The following is a 20158-nucleotide window of genomic DNA, read 5'->3' as shown; positions in this document are numbered from 1 at the left end:
CCCATGGGGCAGATCTCCGGCAAACGCCTCTTTTCTATAAACTACTCTGTAACAATAACGCTGACCTTCGTCTTCTCTCCAGCAAAATCAACAGTAATGGTTGCTTTACCTTTACCTGTGGCCCTAATCACGCCATCCTTCACCGTAGCAACAGTGATGCGGGATGATTTCCACAGGGCAGGCTTGGACACATTGGCTTCCGTACCATCTGCATAAGTAGCCGTAGCGATGACGCTGGCAGATTTGCCTTTTTTCAGCTCCAGCACAACCTCATCGGTTTGCAAATACTTGAGTGTATCGACATCCAGCGGAATGCTGACCGATTTGGTTCCGTATTTGCCTGTGATTTTGGTCTTGCCATATCCTACAGCGGTTACTTCTCCCTTGCTGACCGACGCTACTTTGTAGCTGCTCGCCTTCCATTCAGCGATGTCCGTAACATCGCGGGAGGAACCATCACTCAGGAATACCGTGAGCGTAATCTCCGCTTTGTCTCCCGACTTCATAGATAGAGAGTCCACGGAAGCTTCAATCCGATCGATATCATCTACTTCTACCGATACCGTAATCTTCTGCTCGCCGTATTCTGCCGTAATGGTCGATTTGCCTTTGCTGTATGCCGTAACGAGTCCTTTCTTCACATCAGCAACACGAGTGCTGCTTGATTTCCATATTGCATCATTGCTTACATCCTGTTCATTTCCATACTGATCCGATGCGGTCAGCTTGATTTGATAAGTCTCTTTGGACAAGAGGGCAACGACAGGTACATCGGCGGACAAGCCGCTTGCCAGGCCCACTTCTACAGACATCGTGTACGACTTACCGTCATACTTTGCCGTAATGTTTGCCTTACCTGTTGCAACACCCGTAATCAGTCCTTCAGAAGAAACATCGGCTACCTTCTCATTGCTGGAGCTCCATTCCGCTTCGTCATTAATGACAACCTCGCGGTTATCTCCATCGAGCGCATAAGTAGCAATCAAATTCGCCTGCAGTGTACCCGCTTCAGGTAATACACCTTTTTTATTTTGAAGCTCTACCTTGTTCGGAATATCAACACTGATCGCAACTTGGACGGTTTTGCCGCCATATGAGGCCTTGATCGTTGCTTTTCCTGATTTATAAGCATGTACGTTACCTTTGGACACATAAACGATATCCGCGTCACTGGAAGTCCAGTCTGCCTTGCCTGTAACCTCTTCCGTTGTACCATCTAGGTAAGTCGCATTCAGCTTAAAAGCATGCGTTCCGCCTACCGTCATCCCAAGCTCTTCTTCCATGATATCTAGATATCTTGCAACTTCAACGTCAACCGGGATTTCAATGCTGCGATCCCCGTATTTGGCTGTGATCGTTGCTGAGCCAGAACCATTGGCATATACTTTGCCATTAATAACATCAACTACTTTTTCATTACTGGAAGTCCATGTTGCATTATTGGTAACAACCGTTTCCTTGTCGTCTGGATATACCGCCGTCAAGCTCAGATTGTCTGTATCTCCAATCTTCATAAACAGACTCGGCTTGTTCACGGTCAGCTTGCGTGTCTTGTCGACATCTACTTCCAGCGTTGTTGTCTTGGTTCCATACTCGGCTGTAATCGTCGCTGTTCCAGCCTTATAAGCAACCACTTTGCCCTGGTAAGCATCCGCTACGTTCTCGTTGCTCGAGGACCATACGGCCTCTGTGGTCACATCCTTAGTAGATCCGTCCGGGTAGGTAGCAATAAGCTCCACCGTCTGCTCTTCTGATAGAAGCAGGGATAGATTAGCGTAATCTTTAACTTCAATGCGTCTTACAACTTCTACATTGACATCAAGCGACACACTTTGCTTGCCCAGCTTGGCTGTAATCGTCGCCGTACCTGCAGATAAACCTCTTACACTTCCGTTAATGACCGTAGCGACTTTGCCATCCGAGGAAGACCACTCCGCCTTACTCGATACTGCTTCCGTAGTATTATCACTATAGATAGCCGTTAGCTCAATCTGCTCTTTGTCCCCGATCCGAAGATCCAGGCTCTGTTTATCCTTTGTCAATGCCTTTACTTTCTTCGTTACTTTGACTTCAACCGCCTGAGATTCTCCTTCATAAGCAGCCACAATCGTCGCTGTTCCTTCTCCCTTGGCTGTGATCGTTCCGTTATATACCGAAGCGACTGTACTATCTTCACTTGTCCAATCCGTATTCACCGTTACATTGCTCGACTTACCATCACTGTAAACAGCTGTCGCTGTGAGTGTAATGGAATCTTCCATTTCCAGATTCACTGTGTTCGTCGATAGCACAAGTTTGCTTAGTTCAGCATCTGCAGCAGAGACGCTCTTCATGGAAGTCAGTCCTGTCGTTGATAGAATCAGGAGCAGTGCCATAAATACCGTGAACACTTTTGCATAGCTATGCTTTAACATGATTTCCCCCCAAATATGAATAAAAGTATTGTCTTCTCTTATGTCGGTCAGGGGCGAGCAATTAATTAGTTTTACAATTGTTTTTTATGTAATGATGTCACTTCAATCCCCCTATGTGAAGAGCGTGCCGCAAGGGTACAGGCTGCTGGAGCATGGGAATACGAATACAAAGCATACCTGGGGCGGGATATCGCATACGTTACAGGAGAGGAGGGAACACCTATGTCATTTGACTATATTGGATATTGGGAAAATACCTATAAAAATGGGGGCAACTCCGGAGCTGGCTCGTACGGGATGCTGGCTGAATTCAAGGCAGAGGTCATTAATCGAGTCATTGCATTGCATAAGCTCACGCGCGTCATTGAATTCGGCTGTGGGGACGGCAACCAGCTAAGCTACATGGACTATAAAAAATATCTTGGACTGGACGTGTCGGCTCTTCCATTCAGATGTGCACAAAGCGATTCGCTTCCGATCCTTCCAAGAGCTTCATGTTATACAATCCAGGATCGTTTCTCAATCAGGGGTTTATAGAAGCCGACCTTGCTGTATGTCTTGATGTGCTGTATCACATTACCAACGAAGAGGACTATATCAGCACGCTTCGAGATCTGCTCAGCGTATCGGCCGATTGGGTGATCATCTATACGCGAATAACGAATGCCCATTCTACCTCGGGAGTAGAAACGATCCAGGATCGAAACATATTTGATTACTTGGCGGCGTTCCCGGAATACAAGGTAGAGGAGATCATTCCCCAGCGTTATCCGGACTTATCCTCTGCTGATTTTTTGCTGCTGCGAAAAGCTTGAGCACTTTTGTTTTGAAAATATTATAATTTTGTCTCTTTTTACTAACATTTGATGTGTATAATAGCTAATGATGCCATTATTAATTAAGGATCTCATCCATCAGCACGCAAATGAATAGGTAAAAGGAGTTTATTATGCTACAAAAGTTAGTGTTCTGGACCGTGGGCGCGGCTGTCATCATCAGCATCGTAGTGCTGTCCATTTATTTCAACAGCGGAATTGTTCCACAGGATACGATTCAATAGTACACAAGATCATTGGCCGCTGAAAAAGGCTGCGAGAGCATAGGTTTCTCTGCAGCCTTTTTTTATGTCATTTCAGGATTTAACTATACAATCCTTCCTTTTCTATTGTAGGTCAGGCTCTACTGCCCGCATTTCAAATTTTAGCCTGCAATGTGTTTCTAGCTCTGCAGATGGAGCATTCCTATGTGTAAGGCAGGTCGTATAAAAAGTAAACGGATGTCCATCATGATCCACATGATCAGTAGAGTACATGGACACCTCCAGCTGCTCCGGATCATAGCTTAATTGGAGCACAGCCTGGGCCCCATACCAATACACCATTCCTTTATCCACGATTACTGGCTTGAAGCGGCTGATCAGCCGTTCCTCAAAATGCTTCTCCTCACCATCCCAGATGAACCGGTCGGTCAGCTTCAGTGTGGCCGTGTCCTCGGCAGGAGGACAAATCCACTGTGCATAACGAGTATAGCGAGCAAGCCCTGCATCAGGATAGGCCTCTGTCAAATCCAGCTCTACCTCAAGCCCGAGCTCATCCGTTCTCTGCATGTTGGTTCTGGCGCGATATTCACTGCCGCTTCCCTGCATCATTCCGTTAATAACAGGCACATTGTGCCCGCCGGACGATATGTTAATGATCTGCTCTCTTCCTGCTTGAAAATATGCCTGAGTATACATGCCTGCCCCAAGGTCACATAGGATATTATCTCCGCCTGCATGCAGTATAAATTGACCCAGATCATTATGATTATGCGGCTCTCCATTATGCCCCCCTTTGATGGCAAATCCGCAGGCTATAGATCTCTTCTCATGCTCATATTCATGTTCATATTCAGTCTCAGTCTCATTCTGATTCGCTCCAGATCGCTCAGTCCGGCAGATCCACCATCCAAGTTCGTTGAATGCATTGACATTCGAATTAGAGGGACTATGCTCCTTCACCTGCGTGGTGAGCTCCTCGGCCTGAGCCTCTTCTCCAGCTGTCCACAGCCCATTTCGCAGCACATGCGCCCACCGCCTCACGGGATCGCTTAACAATCCCGGTACGGCGTCATAAGGAAGGACTCGCGATCCGGTCCGCTCCATTAAACGATGAAGGAGACCTGTGGGAAGCACCTCCCTCTCACCACTATCGGAGAAATTGACATACACACCTTGAGAGAGATGAATTCGCTCTGGAAAACCGGCGATGGTGCGAGGGTGAGCTGATGCCAGCAAATCCAGCCCGCCATTCGTCCGCTCTCTCAGCATTTCTGCAAAATACGTGTAGTACCCGAAGCCGTACACCCAATATCCCAGTCCCTCAGCACATCCACCATCTGCTCCATAGCCGCTGAGAAAAGATTCAAGCGAAGCACAGACCTGCTCAATGGCGGCTGCAAGCTCGTCTGCATCATCCATGAGCAAGAGTGCGGCCATCCCGCTCCCTCCTGCACATACAGCCGACCAGTTGTGATCCGCCTGCCTCCAGAAGAAGGGCTTTTTCTGTATAAATACCGGCTCAAGAACCCGCTGCCGTACTTCTATTCTGATCCGCTCTGCTACCCGGCGATCCAATACATCTTCATACATATATAACAGCTCAGCCAGTGTCTCAGCCGTCTTGGCGGCAAACAGATCCACCTCTGACACCGGATCACCTTCTGCCGGAAGATGGGCAGTCAAGCACCAGGTGTACTCTCCGCAGATATCCCAGAGAGCATCCTCCAGAGCAGCTAGATATGCCCGCTCTTCATCGCTGTCCGCTGCTACAGCCGCCTGAATTCCCAGAGCCACAAGCCTTGCTCTGCGTTCAAAGTATACGTCCTCATAGCCTTTACGTGCCCCCGTCTCGGCAAACTGTCGGAAGATGGAATAGGTGAGCGGAGGCAGCGGCTCCTGCACGGCGACCCGTGCTGTTTCGGCAATCTGCTGCCAGTACAGGCTGAACTCAGGTCTCTCTGTCGTCTCCTGCAGCTGCACCTTCCAATCTGCCGTGCCTAGCAGGAAAGCAGGCTGTTTATTGCCTTGGATCAAAGCTTCTCTTATTTGGCTGCTGTCAACGTTCAAGTATGGAGTCCTTTCGCCTGTCAGCTCAACATTCTTCATATCAATCCTTACCACCTTTGCATAGGATAGTATGTATTCGTTTACATTTATCGAAGAAACTTTAGAGCATAAGTGACTTACAGAATTATTGTTTTAATTTAATATAAATTGAAGTCTAAGATTGGTTAATGTATGATAAGAATAGAAATAAGGACGGAGTGCCATCCGTCCCCAGTACAAACATCTTGATAGGGATTACCCTCCAGGATTACAGATGTAACCTAGAAAATAACCCACTTGGCCTTAACCTTACGTGGGTTATTTTCATTTATCCAGGTACGTCAGCAGCGCAATCAGGAAAATCCCGAAGGTCAGCACTTCACCAAACGAAATTTGCATCGCATCACCTCCTTTCGGAGGGAGCGCCCACTCAAGGTGTGTTGTACATGCTGTATTATATCATGTAATAAACTTCTATAATGGATTTTTTTACCTGCAATGTAGTTGAGATGTGAATAGAATCATCACACTCCCCCAAGTAAATTAAAGACAGCTGATCCTGGTATTATCCCCTCATGGTAGACAACGTAAAAAAGACATCTGGTAAGATGGACTTAAACGTTGGAGACCGGAGGGGATTTTTTGTGGGGAAAACAGGCCGTATTAATAACAGTTATCCTGAAGAGTTAAAAATGCAAGCCGTTAGACTGGTTACCGAGGGAAATATATCGTACAGAGAGGTGGCCAGACAACTTGGAATTCGAAATAAGTCACAGGTAGTAGTGTGGGTAAAGCGGTACCGTGAAGGCCAGCCATTTAAGCAAGAGGCACCTCGTAAAGGACGACCGAAAACGAAGTTTACAAGCGTAGAAGAAGAAATGGCATATTTGAGAGCTGAGATCGAGTACTTAAAAAAGCGGTATCCAAATCTACACGGGGAGTGACGAGTAAATCGAGTCGGTATGAAATCGTTGAGGAGATGCGGCTGAAATATCCATTAGGATGGCTCCTAAAATTAGCGGAAGTCTCACGCGCAGGCTACTACAAATGGCGTAAAAGGGGAAGCCATCTGAATTCCCTTATGCTGCAAGAGAAGTTGCTGGAAGAGCATATCATGGCCATACACCGACTGCACCCGTATTTTGGCTACTTGCGTATGACGGTGGCTATGAAACGAGAAGGGCTACACGTTAACCACAAACGCGTTTACCGACTTATGAAGAAGCTGGGGATTCGCTCTGTGATCCGGAAGAAACGACGCTTTTTCGGCAAGCAAGCCTCGGTGGTTCATCCCAATCGGCTGGAACGTCAATTCCACGCTGAGGCACCGCTGCGTAAACTAGTCACTGACATTACATATATTCGTGTGGGAGAGCGTTTTGTGTATCTCTCCGCAATCCAGGATTTATATAACAACGAGGTTGTGGCTTGGCGTCTGTCCGAGCGAAATGATCTCTTGCTTGTCACAAAAACAGTAGACATGCTCTGTGAGAAAACAGATCTAACAGGTGTCCTCCTGCATTCTGATCAGGGATTTCAATACACCTCAAAGCCGTTTAACAGTAAACTTACCAAGCTAGGAATCGTCGGCAGCCATTCTAGACGTGGAAACTGCTTTGACAATGCCTGTATTGAATCGTTCTTTTCACATCTGAAAACCGAAAAAATATATTTAACACATTTAGAATCGGTTTCTGACTTGGAACAGGCTATCCAAGAATACGTTTCATTTTATAACCACGAACGCTTTCAGAAGAAACTAAACGACCGTTCCCCGGTGGAATACCGAGAAACGGTCGCAGCATAACAGTGTCTCTTTTTTCTTGTCTACTTGACAGGGTTATGACCATCCACCTTATGGATCTGCTGTCTTTAATTTATGGAACTTTTTTTCAACTGACAGAGTCCAATTTCTAGTAACCGAATTCGCAATTCAATGAAATGGGGTCTTCAAATTGAGAAAAAAAGCATTACTGCTCTTTGTACTGCTGATGCTTACCCTATCTGGCTGTACTACGAATGCAGAGGATGAACCACCTCAGTCTGATATTCAGACACCGAAGGAATCACCTGCCGATCAGAAAGTCATCAACCTGCATGGACAAGTTTCGGGGGTATATTACCTTGATGAATTCCTAAATAAAGAACGATCTTCTCAAAAAGTCGTCTCCTACACAGATGAAGGCGATCCGATTTATCACACCTTAACACATATGGAAGACGGTACAATAGAGGTGCTCTATGATTCATCCAAGGATGCCTACGGTCCAATGGAAATCAGCACGTTCAGCTGTAACGCCCTCCAAAAATCAGATACAGACGAATCCTTAGTCTACTCCCTCTCACATTGCAATAACGGAGCTTTGGGTGAAACCTTAATTCAGATTAATTACCAGCTGGATCACTTGGAATCGCTGGACTTTCGTCTGGAATATGGCGTGGATCAAGGAAACGTAATAGATACAGAAACAAAGCAGATTACAGCCATTTTAGAGAATGGAGAGTCTGTTACAGTAAGTGATTTTCATCTGAATATAAAGACTCGAACGCAAATCTATAAGGAGATGGTCAAGCATGGGGCATTCTCCGCGAGCAGCGAGGGAAATACAACTTGCAGCAAGACACCCTATGAGAGCTACAGCCTCATTGTAAAATTCAGAAATGAAACTTATCGTCACGAATGGAGTGAATGTGATAAGTCACATCAGGATCTGACGCGATTAGCTGAACAAATAACTGACTTGGTCGACACCTACTATGAATCCAATGTAACGCTAGGAAAGGCATCCCCACATACTCCATCGGAGCCGCAAAGAACAGAACAGCTGCTTCTAAGCACGGACGAGAAAGAGTATCTGAGAGGAGAAACCGTTACCTATCACATGGCTAACCAATCTGATCAATATAACCTAACTTACGGGGAAGATGTCTTTATTGAGCAGAATACAAATTCAGTCTGGAGAGAAGCACATGTCTATGCCTCCTTCAAATTGCCGGCTTATGGCATGAACCTGGGTGAGACCGCAGAGATGGAGGCATATCAGGCTCGCAAGCTTCCTCCTGGAGAATATCGGCTTATCAAAAAGGTTACTCACTATAACCCAGAGAATCGTGATGATCGGAAGGATCTTGTACTCATCAGTAATTCTTTTCATGTAATGCCGCTCTAGGAAACAGTAGGTTCATACTTTATCACTAAAAAGATCCTCATCGAGTAGAAATTTTCGAACAGGATCTTTTTAAGTTGCGCAAAAATTATCAAAAACGCTCCTTTTTGTTCTGCTATCCTTAGAGACAAAGGAGGGCCTGACCTTGAGTACCCATCGCGCGATTCAACAAAGTATCGATTATATGGAAGCCCATCTGGAGGAACAGCTGTCACTAGAGAGCATCGCTGCTCACGTCGGCTTCTCACCCTATCATTTTCATCGCATGTTTCGAAGACAGGTTGGCATGAACGTAGCCGATTATTTACGAAGAAGACGATTGTGTTACGCAGCCCGGCTGCTGCTATACTCCGATGCTTCCATTATCGATATTTCATTACACTGTCATTTTGAGAGCCAGGAGTCGTTTACAAGGGCTTTTAAAAAGCTCTACGGCATGCCGCCTGGCCGTTATCGTAAATTATTTATGCTCCACACTTATAACCGCGAACAAGGAGAGGATTCAATGAAGGAACAGATCGCTTCACCGATTAAGGGCTGGTTTATTAGCGGGAGTCACCCCCACGACTATGAAATGGGCATCGACCGGAATACGGTACACCAAGGAAGCACCTCTGGTTATCTAAAAGCCCGGACTCCCATGGATGACGGCGCCTTCGCAACGATGATGCAGCAATTCAAGGCAGACAAATACAAAGGGAAACGAATGCGCTTCTCTGGATTTGTCAAAACCGAAAATGTAAAAGAATACTGCGGGCTGTGGATGCGTGTGGACAGCCACTCAGAGGATGTACTTCAGTTCGACAATATGAACGACCGCCGCATTACGGGAGATACACACTGGAATCATTATGCGATCGTACTTGATGTCCCTGAGGAGAGCGGCACCATCTCATTTGGAGTCCTGCTTATGGGTGAAGGAAAAGTATGGGTAGACGGTTTTCAATTTGAGGAAGTCGATCTCAGTGTGCCGACCACGAGTCTGAAGCTTGACTACGCAATAGGTGACGAACCGACTAATCTTTCTTTTGAGGAGTAGAAGACTTCTCGATCAAAAAGACAAAACGAGCCCTATTAAAGCCAGGCTCGTTTTGTTATATACAATGGTTCTATTTATTCTATGCTTTACTTCGAATCGTAAATTCAAAGGACAGATCCTTCGCCGGATCAATCAGGTACTCATCCAGTACCGGTGCGCCCCAGCTGTCATCCCCGCCGACACCCATCTGGCGTCCAGCAATAGTCACGACCGTATGATGCACATTCGGCAGCTCGTAATGATGCGTCGCATGCTCCAGCTCAAATGCAGTGAACGGCGAAATGTTCGCTTCCACCGGCTGCGTATTCGGAGCTGTGATCTCGATCCCTTGTCCGAGCTCATTCGTAATCGCAACACGTCTTACACCCGTGCGGTTACCGGACTCCTGCGGTACCAAATAAGCCGTTACGTTGTCCTCCGCTCTGTTCTGGAAGCGGCCAAGTCTCGCTCCATAAGCACGGTCAATGTAATTCTCCTCTGGTCCCTGAGCATAATAGTCCAGATTCGCATAATCAGCCGGCACCTTGAAGGACAATGCAAAGATCGGGAATTTAGGCAGGCCAGCTGCCCCTTTATAATCCGACTTCACTTTGATACTGCCATCTGCAAATACGGTGTAGGCAACCTTGACGCTGACTTCATCCGATACACTGAGTCTATACGTATACGCTACAGTCGCCTGATTCGCTTCCTCGCTCAGCTCCCACTTCACACATCTGCGGGAGAGGCTGGCTGCATACCAGGCAGAAGATTCGAAGTGGAGACCTGCTCCCTTGTCATTATCTGTCATCGCTCTCCAGAAGAGCGGCGCTGGCGGCGCGGAGATCATCTCGCGTCCTCCATAATTGACAGAGATCAGCGTACCTGCTTGCTTCGAGAACATGATCGAGAAGCTTCGGCCATGCACACCAATGTTCACGTCACCTTCAACTACACGGAATTCACTGCAAGCAGCAGGAGATGGGGCTGCTTCGGCTGCTTCGACTTGGAAGATATGCTGTCCAAAAGCCACTTCAAAGCCTGCTTCTGCCCACAGCTCTTCTTCTCTCAGTACAAGCGATACATCTACCGTATATTCCCCTGCTTCTGTATGCTCCGGCAGATCAAGACTTACATATTGCTCTTCACCAGAAGCAACCGATACGCTCTCTTCACTGCGGAACAGCTCTACGCCTTCCCGCTTCAAGCTGCATACGAGGTCAAACTGATCTGTGTTCACAAACAGATTCTCGTTCTTCACCGTGACACCCTTCGCGTCCGGCAGCAGCTTCACGTTCTGATACACGAATTTCACTTCCTGCATCTTCGGCGACCATCTGCGATCCGCATAGACAATCCCGTTACCCGAGAAGTTATAGTCGGTTGAACGGTCATCGAAGTCACCGCCGTATGCCATGAATTCCTTGCCGTAGCGGTCTTTCTTCACAATCACCTGATCCATGTAATCCCAGATAAATCCGCCTTGGTACATGGGGTACTTCTCTTCCAGCTCGGTGTATTTTACAATGCCGCCGACGGAGTTCCCCATCGCATGCATATATTCACAGCTGATATACGGCTTCTGCGGATCGGCATTCAAGTACTCCTCGATATCCGCCACTTTCGCATACATCCGGCTCTCCATATCACTCGCTGCATCATAATCCCGATTGTGGAATACACCCTCGTAATGAACGAGACGTGAAGGATCCCGGTCACGGAAGTAATTCGAGACATTAACGATGACTTCGCCTGCATAAGATTCGTTGCCGCACGACCAGATCAGGATGGACGGGTGATTCTTGTCCCGCTCTACCATCGAGATGGCCCGATCCATAACGATATCCTGCCACTCCGGAAGATTGCCCGGAACGTTCCAGGACGGCTCAACTGCTCCCATCTTCTGCCACGAGCCATGCGTCTCCAGATTCATTTCATCAATAACGTACACACCATATTCATCACACAGCTCGTACCACAGCGACGCATTCGGATAATGGGAAGTACGAACGGCATTCATATTCCCCTGCTTCAGCGTCTTAATATCCCAGAGCATATCTTCCTTCGTAATGCTGCGTCCTCTGTGCGGATTGAATTCGTGACGGTTTACACCCTTGAATACAATGCGTTTGCCGTTCAGATGCATCACTTTATCCTTCATCTCGAACTTGCGGAACCCGACACGCTGAGGTACGACTTCTACCAGCTCACCTGCTGCATCATAGATCGAGACGTACATCGTATAGAGATTCGGTGCTTCTGCACTCCATAGCTCAACCACGCCTGCATTCAGCGTCAGGCTTAAGGATTGCCCCGGTGAGCTCACATCTCCGAGAGCCGTAACCTGACCTGCTTCATTCTTCAGCTCTACGGCTACCTTGGATGCGGGAGCTCCGCTCAGCTGCACATCAACGGTTAGCGTCCCCTGCTCATAACGCTCATCCAGATCCGTATGAACAAACAGGTCCTGAACATGAACCTCAGGTACAGCGTACAAGTAAACATCCCGGAAAATACCCGAGAAACGCCAGAAGTCCTGATCCTCCAGCCAGCTGCCCGTACTGCGCTGATACACTTCAACCGCCAGCTTGTTCTCTCCGTCTGTAAGATAAGGAGTCAGATCAAATTCACTTGGAGTGAAGCTGTCTTCACTGTAACCGACAAATTCACCGTTCAGCCATACATAGAAAGCGGATTCAACCCCTTGAAAAGAGATGAATACAGGGCGCTTCCCCCACTCCTTAGGAACTTCAAAGTATTTCACATAGCTTCCCACCGGATTATGTTCCTCCGAGATCATCGGCGGACGAAGATGCTCATGTCCATCCCACGGATACATCGTATTGACATATTGGGGTTTCCCGTATCCCTGCAGCTGGATATGCCCGGGCACTTCAATATGATCCCAGCCTCTTACAGACACCTCGGTCTTATAAAAATCAGCCTGTCGCTGCGCTGGATTGAGAGCATAGCTAAACTTCCAGCTGCCGTTCAGGCTATGGCGGAGCGGCATTTCCGAACGCTGCTTCGCTTCCTCCATCGTTTCATAATAATAGTGATCGGAGTGAGCCGGCACCCGATTTACCGAAAATACGTTTACGTCAGACAGCCAGGCAAGGCTCGGTTTCTGTTGATGCGTCATTCGTATGATTCCTCCTGTCATAAAATGAAGAGGACTGCTGATATTCCAAGATTGTACTCTTCGAGTATGCAGACAGTCCTTCTTCCGTTTCATCCTTGCATAAGGGATATAGGATAATCCTCATTTAATAATTATTTAACGGACCCCGTCATTCCTGCAACAAAATGCTTTTGCATCAAGAAGAATACGATGGCCGTCGGCAATGTTGTAATAACAATTGCGGACATGATCAAGCCGTAGTCCGGAGCATACCCCGATCCGAGATTCGAGATCAGTAGCGGCACCGTCATATTTTCCGGTGATTGAAGCACGATGAGCGGCCACAGGTAGTTGTTCCAGCTGTTCAGGAACGTAATGATCGCTGCTGCTGCATACGTGGATTTCATCGTCGGCATATACACCCGGAAGAACAATCCAAGCTCTGTTAAACCGTCCATACGCCCTGCTTCGAGCAGATCCTTCGGAAACATCTTCGTGCTCTGACGGAAGAAGAAGATCAGGAACGCCGTTGTAAAGGTTGGCAGGATAACAGCTGCCGCTGAGTCGATACCGAAGAACGGTACTACGTTAGATATTTTTGCAAACATTTGATACAAAGGCACCATTATTGCGGCAAATGGAATCATCATTGACGCAAGCAGGATGTTAAATACGACATCCTTGGCTTTGCTGCGGTAAACCTCAAATCCATAACCGGCTGCCGATGCAACGAGCAAGGACAGAATGGTAGTGATGATGGAGATTTTGGCTGAATTCCAGAGTGCCTGCCACATATCTACGCTGTTAAACAAGTTCGTAACGTTCTCTATAAGATGGGACCCCGGCAGCAATGTTCCCTTCGTAACATCCACCGACTGGTTCGTTGCGCTTACGATCATCCAGATGAACGGGAAGATAGAAACGATGGTGGCGATAATAAGGAACAGGTACGTAAAAAAGCGTTTCGGCTTGATCATTTTTTATCGCCTCCAATCTTGTTCTGAATGATAGTAAGCAGTACAACCATAACCACGATGGAGTAGGATACTGTTGCTGCATAGCCGAAGTCCGGCGTGTATTCAAAGGATAGGTTATAAATATATTGCGAGATGGACATGGTCGAGTTACCCGGTCCGCCCTTCGTGATATTGACGACCTCATCAAACAATTGAAGTGTACCAATCGTAGAGGTAATTCCTGTAAACAGGATCATCGGTTTAAGCAGCGGAATCGTAATTTTGAAGAACTGGGTGAACGCATTCGCCCCATCAATTCGCGCAGCCTCGTACACCGATTTGTCGATGTTTTGCAGGGAAGATAAGTAAAAGATCATGTTATAGCCTGTAAAGCGCCACGTAATAGCGATAATAATTGTAACCTTTGCCCAGAACGGATCTGTAATCCATTGAATCGGCTCAGAGATCAGATGGAAGTTCATCAGCATTTTGTTGACGATTCCGTCTGCACCGAACATGTATTTAAATACGACCGAGTAAGCAACGAGAGATGTTACCGTCGGCAGGAAGATCGCTGTTCTGAAAAAACCTTTGAATTTCAAATTCTCATCATTCAACAAGACGGCGATAAAGATCGCCAGGACGAGCATGACCGGAACCTGAATAATCAAGTAAATAAACGTATTTTTTACCGCTGTAATGAAGTTAGCATCACTGAACAACCGAATGTAGTTGTCGAATCCGACAAAATCCAGATTCATCCCCCGGCCGGATTTAAACGACAGGATCAACGCCTGAATCATCGGATAGAAATAGAAAATACTGATTGCCAGAACCGGTATCAATATAAAGAACCAGCCCGCTAAATTCGTGCGATTGTGACTGACTAAACTTTTGCGGCCTGAGGTCAACTTCGCAGGTTTCACGCCACTCCACTTCCTTCCATAACTAAGCTTCTATTTATCTAGGCTATCTTATCTGTTCTTTAGAAAACCCCTGCCCCTTCTCCTCTAAAGAGCAATCCTCTTAAGAAGCAGCGTAAAGAGCAAGGGTTTGTTGTTATTCCAGCTTTGTAAAAATATTTAGATTAACGAATTTGTGTTTCTGCTTGAGTCTGAGCATCCGCTAGAACGGCATCCAGATCCTGTCCGCCAAGGTAGCTCTGCATCGCTACAACGAGAATATCTTCGATCGCGTACGTGTTCAGACCGTAGTTCACGTTCGGGATTTGTTCTGTCCAAGCTGCAAAATCGGATACGACTTTTTGATTCTGGAAGAATTCATCTTCCGCTTTGTATGCTTCACCTTCTGCAGCGGCTTTAAATGTACCGATAACACCTACATCTGTATTCAAGGTTTGATACAGATCCACATCAGATCCAAAGGTTTGCTTCAAGAATTCTGCTGCCGCTTCTTTGCCATCGACATTCATGACATACCAGGAGCTTCCTCCAAGGTTAGATGCATGAACAGATCCTTCAACACCAGGAAGCGTAGGAAGTGGAGCTACTGCCCATTGGCCGGACTGAGATGCCTCGGCTTTGATGGATGGTGTAATCCAGTTACCTGTAGGCACAGATGCAACTTCTCCACTATTCATTCCACCAACAAATTGGCTCCAGTCTGAAATGACTTTGACGATACCGGAATCCATCATTTCTTTATAAGTCTCAAATGCCGTCTTCATAGCAGCGTTATCAGCGATCGCTGGAGTTGAGCCGTCTTCAGCGGTATACCAGCTGCCTGCAGATTGGATCATCATACGAATGATGCCCAGATCATTAGGGTCTTGAGTCAGCATCGCTTTGCCTGTCTTCTCTTTCACGTCTTTACCGATCTCAATGTACTGCTTCCAGTCGATATCCTGCAGATCCTCAAGCGTATAGCCTGCCTGCTCCAGATAGTCGGTTCTGACATACATGCCGGTTACACCCGAGTCAAACGGTACGCCATACTGCTTGCCGTCTACACTCGTTGGGCCGATCTTATAATCTGCAAAGTCCTCTGCATTGATCACATCGGTCAATTCATAGAAAGCATCCGGGTAGGATTGAAGGAAGCTCTGTGCTCTGTAGTCTTCAATCAATACGATGTTTGGAAGTCCTTTTGTCGATCCAGAGTTAAGCCCCGTGTTCAGCTTCTGTACAATGTCATTCTGTGCATTCTCAACGATGTTGACTGTCACGTCCGGATTAACTTCAGCATAAGCTTCTTTTGCTTTATTCATTGCCGCAATATTGAATGCCGGGTCCCAAGCCCAAACGGTAATTTCATTCGTTTCTGCGCTTTGGCCTGATTCGGATTCTCCGCCTCCACCGCCACAAGCGGTCAGCAGCACTGCACTTGCCAGCATAACAGACAATAATTTTTTCAAAATCATAACCCCCTCAAGGCTTGTAAATGAGATGTTCTGTACGTCCGGGGCCTACGCCTCGGCTTAATGCAAAAAACTGAAAATAAAAGATGGAAGCGTTTACTCTTGCTATGCTCCCATCTTATCACTCTTGTATGCGTTTTCTTTAGAACTATCTTTGCAAGCTTTTGTTCTTTTATTGGGTGTTCGCAAGAGTACAAGAGTCACTGTCAGGTAATATATTTAGCTTTTTGCATTATTTTTATGACAGCCTGTACTCTATACTCTTGATTTGGGATTATTTTCATGATTTTGACGGTATCTATTATTCTCACGAATCTTAATCATTGTTTTTCTCAGAGGAAATAAGCGGCAGACTAATTCTCACCTTGGTTCCTTCTCCAGGCTTGCTTGTAATGTGAACACCATAGTCTTCTCCATACATGATTTTAATCCGCTCATCCACATTTTTGATCCCGATGCCTGAGAATAGCTTGCGATTCCGCTTGGTCTGTGGAAGCTTGGTCTCTGGAAGCCCGCTCTGATTAACACTTTCTGTACGCTCCCGAACCGGTTCCATTTCCATTCCGTCCCCATTATCCACGACCTCACAGATCAGCTGTTCATGCTGACTGGATATCATAATGAGGATGCTTCCTTCCCCTTTGTGATTAAAAGCATGAAAGAATGCATTCTCGATAAAAGGCTGAATAATGAGCTTAGGTACCTCGAAATCCATAACATCCGGCTCTATAAAATAGTTCACGCGAATTTTGTCTCCGTAGCGAACATGGTTAATATACACGTAGTTTTTCAGTGTCTCGATTTCCTGCTTCACTGGAATCGTGGATTCCACGTCGCTTACCGTATTTTGCAGCAGCGTTATTAAAGAGTTAATCGTCTCAGCTGCCCGTTCACGGTCTCCTTGCTGCACCAGAAATTTAATGGACGCGAGCGTGTTGTATAGAAAATGAGGATTAATCTGCATCTGCAGCGCTGCAAGCTCGGCATTACGCTGCTGCTTCTCGGTCTGAACAAGTCTCTCTACGTAGTCATTCAGCTCGTCCAGCATAAAATTGAACGCATTTCCGAGCTCTTGTGCCTCCAGACTGCTTGTTGAGACATCGACATAATTGCTGAAGCCCTTCGTTGGGATACCCGACATTTGATGGATCAGCCCTCGCAGGGATCTTGTCATTTTCCTAGTCATAAAGTACACGATAATTAGTGATATTCCCACAATACCCAGGGTAGTCAGTGTCAGCGCTCTTACGTTAACCATCTGTCCGATGGCAGCATCCTTATCGATTAGATTGACGAGATAGAAATCGAACTCAGGTAAGTACTCGGAGAACAAGATACGCTCATCCCCCTGTAGATCGGCGTTCTTACCTAGCTCTCCACTGCGCTGGTCGGCAATGACTTTGTTCAGCAGTGCCTTATCCGTCATTCCAATCAGCTCCTGCTGATTGCTGGAGATCACTAATCCTTCATCGTTCATCAGGAGCACATCATTTCCATCACTTGTGAAGTTGGCATAGAAAGGCTTAAATATACTGTCTCTGATCATGACGTACATTGTTCCGTAAATCTCATCCGAGCCATGATGATACAGCGCCTTGGAAGCAACCAGAACAGGCTCCTTCCATGTGCCGGACTGACTGTCATCATGGTAGAGCTGATACAAAATCTTGTGAGGATTACGAATCGTTCTTTCTGTAATCGGATGATCGGTAAGCTCTGCTGCTGTCGCGGACCAATACCACGGATCTGTCGTATAGCTGCGTCCATTGGCGCCCAGTACCATAATGCTCACTTCATAAGCACTTAGATTAGAGCTGATTGACTTCATTCGCTGCGTCATATTGTATGTCTGCATCGCCAAAGACACGGAGTCCGTATCTCCGTTCGTCAAGTAATTGCGTATCGTTCCGCTCTGACTAACTAAGTTCGTGGTGGTAGCCACGGCTCCGTTATAGGATTCAAGATTTGACTTCATCTGTTTAAGCAGCTTCGTATTCGTAATGCTGAAGGTTTGCAGGAAGAGCTGCTCCGACATCCGTATCGTTATTGCCAGTGTAATTACAGATACCGCAATAAGGCTGATTAAGGTTACCAGGAACAGCTTGACAAACAAGCTTTGATTATTGAACATTCTCATGTGTCTCAATCCTCTTTTGCAAATTGCTCTCTGCGGTAGGTACTTGGTGATAAGCCCGTAAGCTTCTTGAACACTTTTGTAAAATAGCTCTGATCCGAGTACCCCACCTGAGCACTGATCTCAGAGATGGACTCCTCTGTTGAAGTCAGCAGCTCCTTCGCTTTTTGAACGCGGATCTTATTCAGATACTCACTGAATCCCTCGCTATTATGAGCTGAGAAATAACTCGACAAGTAGGATGGGTTGAAATGAAATTGCTTCGCTACTTCGGTCAGTGTAATCGGTTCCCTGTAATGCTCTTGAATATAGCTCAGCAGCATCGCCATATTCGGATTCACCGCAGTGTTGGTTTCCCCAATCACCTGCTCGGCTTCATGAATGAAATCAACAATGCGCTGAATCGCGTCTCGGGCATATTTTGCCTCATCAATTCTGCGGAAGAACTCATATTTGCTCTGCTCGAGCCGCTCTGTATCATATTTCATTTTTCCGAGTGTACTTGTCACATTGAAGATAAAGTTGCCCAGATAAGCTTTGAATTCAAAAATATCCGTTCGGTAATCCATGGATTTGAGATGAATGTGCTCCAGAAATCCGGCAAAGCCCTTCTGAAACTGCTTCCGCTTCAGCTGCTCTGTCAGCTCTCCCATGTCGAGGTCTGCTGTCACTTGAGGCAATTCCGGCAGATCCCCTTCAAAGATAAAATGCTTATCCGGCATATAGAACGAATACCGCGCAAGCGATAAGAACTGATTCCGATACACCGCTCCTAACTGCAGGAAATCCGTAAAACGCTCTGTCATGACCATATGAACGCCAGATTTTTGTTCCGGCGGCAGCTGCCCTATCCTTCCTCTAACGTCCATAATGAGACTGCTCCAAATCCCAGAGTCCATGTTAAGTATATATAGGGCCTGGTCCTTCATGTTCAAATGGATGCCTACCGTATCTGCAATCTGTGAGATCATGGTTTCTATCATCTGACTCAAGCTGGTTCTTACTTCCTGCACTGCGATGTGCTTCATATCCATCCCTATAAGGACGTAGCTGTCCCCTGGCAGAACGGACTCCAGCACGCCGGGTGGAAGCTCTGCTTCATAGCCTGCGATCAGCTTCTCCGCGGCCTGTTCAATGTACCTCTCCTCAGCAGGTTCTTCTGCTGCGGTTTCCTGTAATTCGGCGATTTGGGCTGCCGTTTTATTCAAGATGCTGAGTAAATACTCGGCTTCCAGCTTTGGCTTCAATATATAATCGGCTACACCGCTCTGGAAGGTGGATCTGACGTACTCAAATTCACTAAAGCTGCTGAGAACGATAACCTCCGTCTTGGGGTGCCGTTCCTTCACAATTTTCACGAACTTCTCGCCATCCATGATGGGCATGACAATATCGGTCAGAATGATATGAGGTCTAACCTCCTCCACAAGATCAAGCGCCTCGAGTCCGTTCGCAGCCTCGCCGACAATTCGAAATCCGGCCTGTTCCCAGTTCATTAGATGCTTAATGCCCTGTCTTACCAGCATCTCATCATCAACGATCATCACTTTGCATATGGATTTCAAAATTTCATACCTCCTCTTGAATACAAAAAAAGCCCAGCTAATCCGCCAGGCGCCCATTCGTTGGGACATGGGTATCTTAGATCTGCAGAAAATGATGAATGAAACGCTTCCGTTCATTTGTTTTATCTATTGTATAGATGATACCGCTCACAAACAACCTTGAGGCAGAGGCGAGCTGATTTTTATGTATGCAAATAAAATAAGCTAAGATGATATTTCTTGCAAATACCTTCTTAGCTCATGCCGTTCATTCGCGCTCTTTTCTATCTTATCGCTATACACTTGGTTTAATACTCGTAATTATGATCGAAGATCTGAGAG

At 46.5% G+C, this 20158-nt stretch carries 13 protein-coding genes; 5 read left to right on the top strand and 8 right to left on the bottom strand.

The window, feature by feature from the left end; genetic code table 11:
* Window positions 1-41: 41 nt before the first annotated feature.
* A complete protein-coding gene (locus PUW25_RS01510; RefSeq protein WP_047912476.1) occupies window positions 42-2414 on the bottom strand; it encodes an Ig-like domain-containing protein in 2373 nt (790 codons plus the stop codon).
* Window positions 2415-2636: 222 nt separating this feature from the next.
* On the opposite strand from PUW25_RS01510, the gene PUW25_RS01505 reads away from it, so the two are divergent.
* Window positions 2637-2951 (top strand): hypothetical protein, encoded by a 315-nt coding sequence (locus PUW25_RS01505; protein ID WP_274337926.1) that lies wholly within the window; start codon window positions 2637-2639, stop codon window positions 2949-2951.
* Window positions 2909-3229 carry a class I SAM-dependent methyltransferase gene (locus tag PUW25_RS01500; RefSeq protein WP_274337925.1) on the top strand — a complete coding sequence of 107 codons (321 nt, stop codon included), beginning with the start codon at window positions 2909-2911 and terminating at the stop codon, window positions 3227-3229. The genes PUW25_RS01505 and PUW25_RS01500 overlap by 43 nt, the downstream gene beginning before the upstream one ends.
* Window positions 3230-3576: 347 nt before the next feature.
* On the opposite strand, the gene PUW25_RS01495 is transcribed toward PUW25_RS01500, so the two are convergent.
* Window positions 3577-5559 carry a heparinase II/III family protein gene (locus tag PUW25_RS01495; RefSeq protein ID WP_274337924.1) on the bottom strand — a complete coding sequence of 661 codons (1983 nt, stop codon included), beginning with the start codon at window positions 5557-5559 and terminating at the stop codon, window positions 3577-3579.
* A 584-nt stretch (window positions 5560-6143) separates the two neighbouring features.
* Between PUW25_RS01495 and PUW25_RS01490 the strand changes: the two genes are divergently transcribed.
* The 3 genes from PUW25_RS01490 to PUW25_RS01480 all read left to right on the top strand — a co-directional run bounded on the left by PUW25_RS01490 (window position 6144) and on the right by PUW25_RS01480 (window position 9705).
* A protein-coding gene (locus PUW25_RS01490; RefSeq protein WP_370510360.1) for an IS3 family transposase occupies window positions 6144-7306 on the top strand; the annotation gives its coding sequence in 2 pieces (ribosomal slippage) (window positions 6144-6420 and window positions 6420-7306; 1164 coding nt in all).
* A 148-nt stretch (window positions 7307-7454) separates the two neighbouring features.
* Window positions 7455-8669, top strand: coding sequence for an immunoglobulin-like domain-containing protein (locus PUW25_RS01485; RefSeq protein ID WP_047912480.1), 1215 nt, complete (start codon window positions 7455-7457; stop codon window positions 8667-8669).
* A gap of 142 nt (window positions 8670-8811) precedes the next feature.
* A complete protein-coding gene (locus PUW25_RS01480; RefSeq protein WP_274337923.1) occupies window positions 8812-9705 on the top strand; it encodes a helix-turn-helix domain-containing protein in 894 nt (297 codons plus the stop codon).
* 79 nt (window positions 9706-9784) lie between these two features.
* Here the strand turns inward: PUW25_RS01480 and lacZ are convergent, their stop codons facing one another.
* The 6 genes from lacZ to PUW25_RS01450 all read right to left on the bottom strand — a co-directional run bounded on the left by lacZ (window position 9785) and on the right by PUW25_RS01450 (window position 19837).
* Window positions 9785-12826: a beta-galactosidase, LacZ type gene (gene lacZ, locus PUW25_RS01475; protein ID WP_274337922.1), complete on the bottom strand. Its 3042-nt coding sequence runs from the start codon at window positions 12824-12826 to the stop codon at window positions 9785-9787.
* Between the two features lie 131 nt (window positions 12827-12957).
* Window positions 12958-13782: a carbohydrate ABC transporter permease gene (locus PUW25_RS01470; RefSeq protein WP_205054478.1), complete on the bottom strand. Its 825-nt coding sequence runs from the start codon at window positions 13780-13782 to the stop codon at window positions 12958-12960.
* Window positions 13779-14672, bottom strand: coding sequence for a carbohydrate ABC transporter permease (locus PUW25_RS01465; protein ID WP_076314964.1), 894 nt, complete (start codon window positions 14670-14672; stop codon window positions 13779-13781). The genes PUW25_RS01470 and PUW25_RS01465 overlap by 4 nt, the downstream gene beginning before the upstream one ends.
* A 176-nt stretch (window positions 14673-14848) precedes the next feature.
* On the bottom strand, window positions 14849-16135 hold the full coding sequence (locus PUW25_RS01460) for an ABC transporter substrate-binding protein (protein WP_205054479.1): 1287 nt from the start codon (window positions 16133-16135) through the stop codon (window positions 14849-14851).
* A gap of 319 nt (window positions 16136-16454) precedes the next feature.
* Window positions 16455-18275 (bottom strand): cache domain-containing sensor histidine kinase, encoded by a 1821-nt coding sequence (locus tag PUW25_RS01455; RefSeq protein WP_205054480.1) that lies wholly within the window; start codon window positions 18273-18275, stop codon window positions 16455-16457.
* Window positions 18276-18280: 5 nt separating this feature from the next.
* The gene (locus tag PUW25_RS01450; protein WP_205054481.1) at window positions 18281-19837 is read right to left on the bottom strand and encodes a response regulator transcription factor; all 1557 of its coding nucleotides are present in this window, start codon (window positions 19835-19837) and stop codon (window positions 18281-18283) included.
* Between the last annotated feature and the right edge of the window lie 321 nt (window positions 19838-20158).

Source organism: Paenibacillus urinalis (genome assembly GCF_028747985.1).
In the GTDB taxonomy this organism is placed as follows: Bacteria; Bacillota; Bacilli; order Paenibacillales; family Paenibacillaceae; genus Paenibacillus; species Paenibacillus urinalis.
This window is presented reverse-complemented; position numbering and strand designations above follow the sequence as displayed.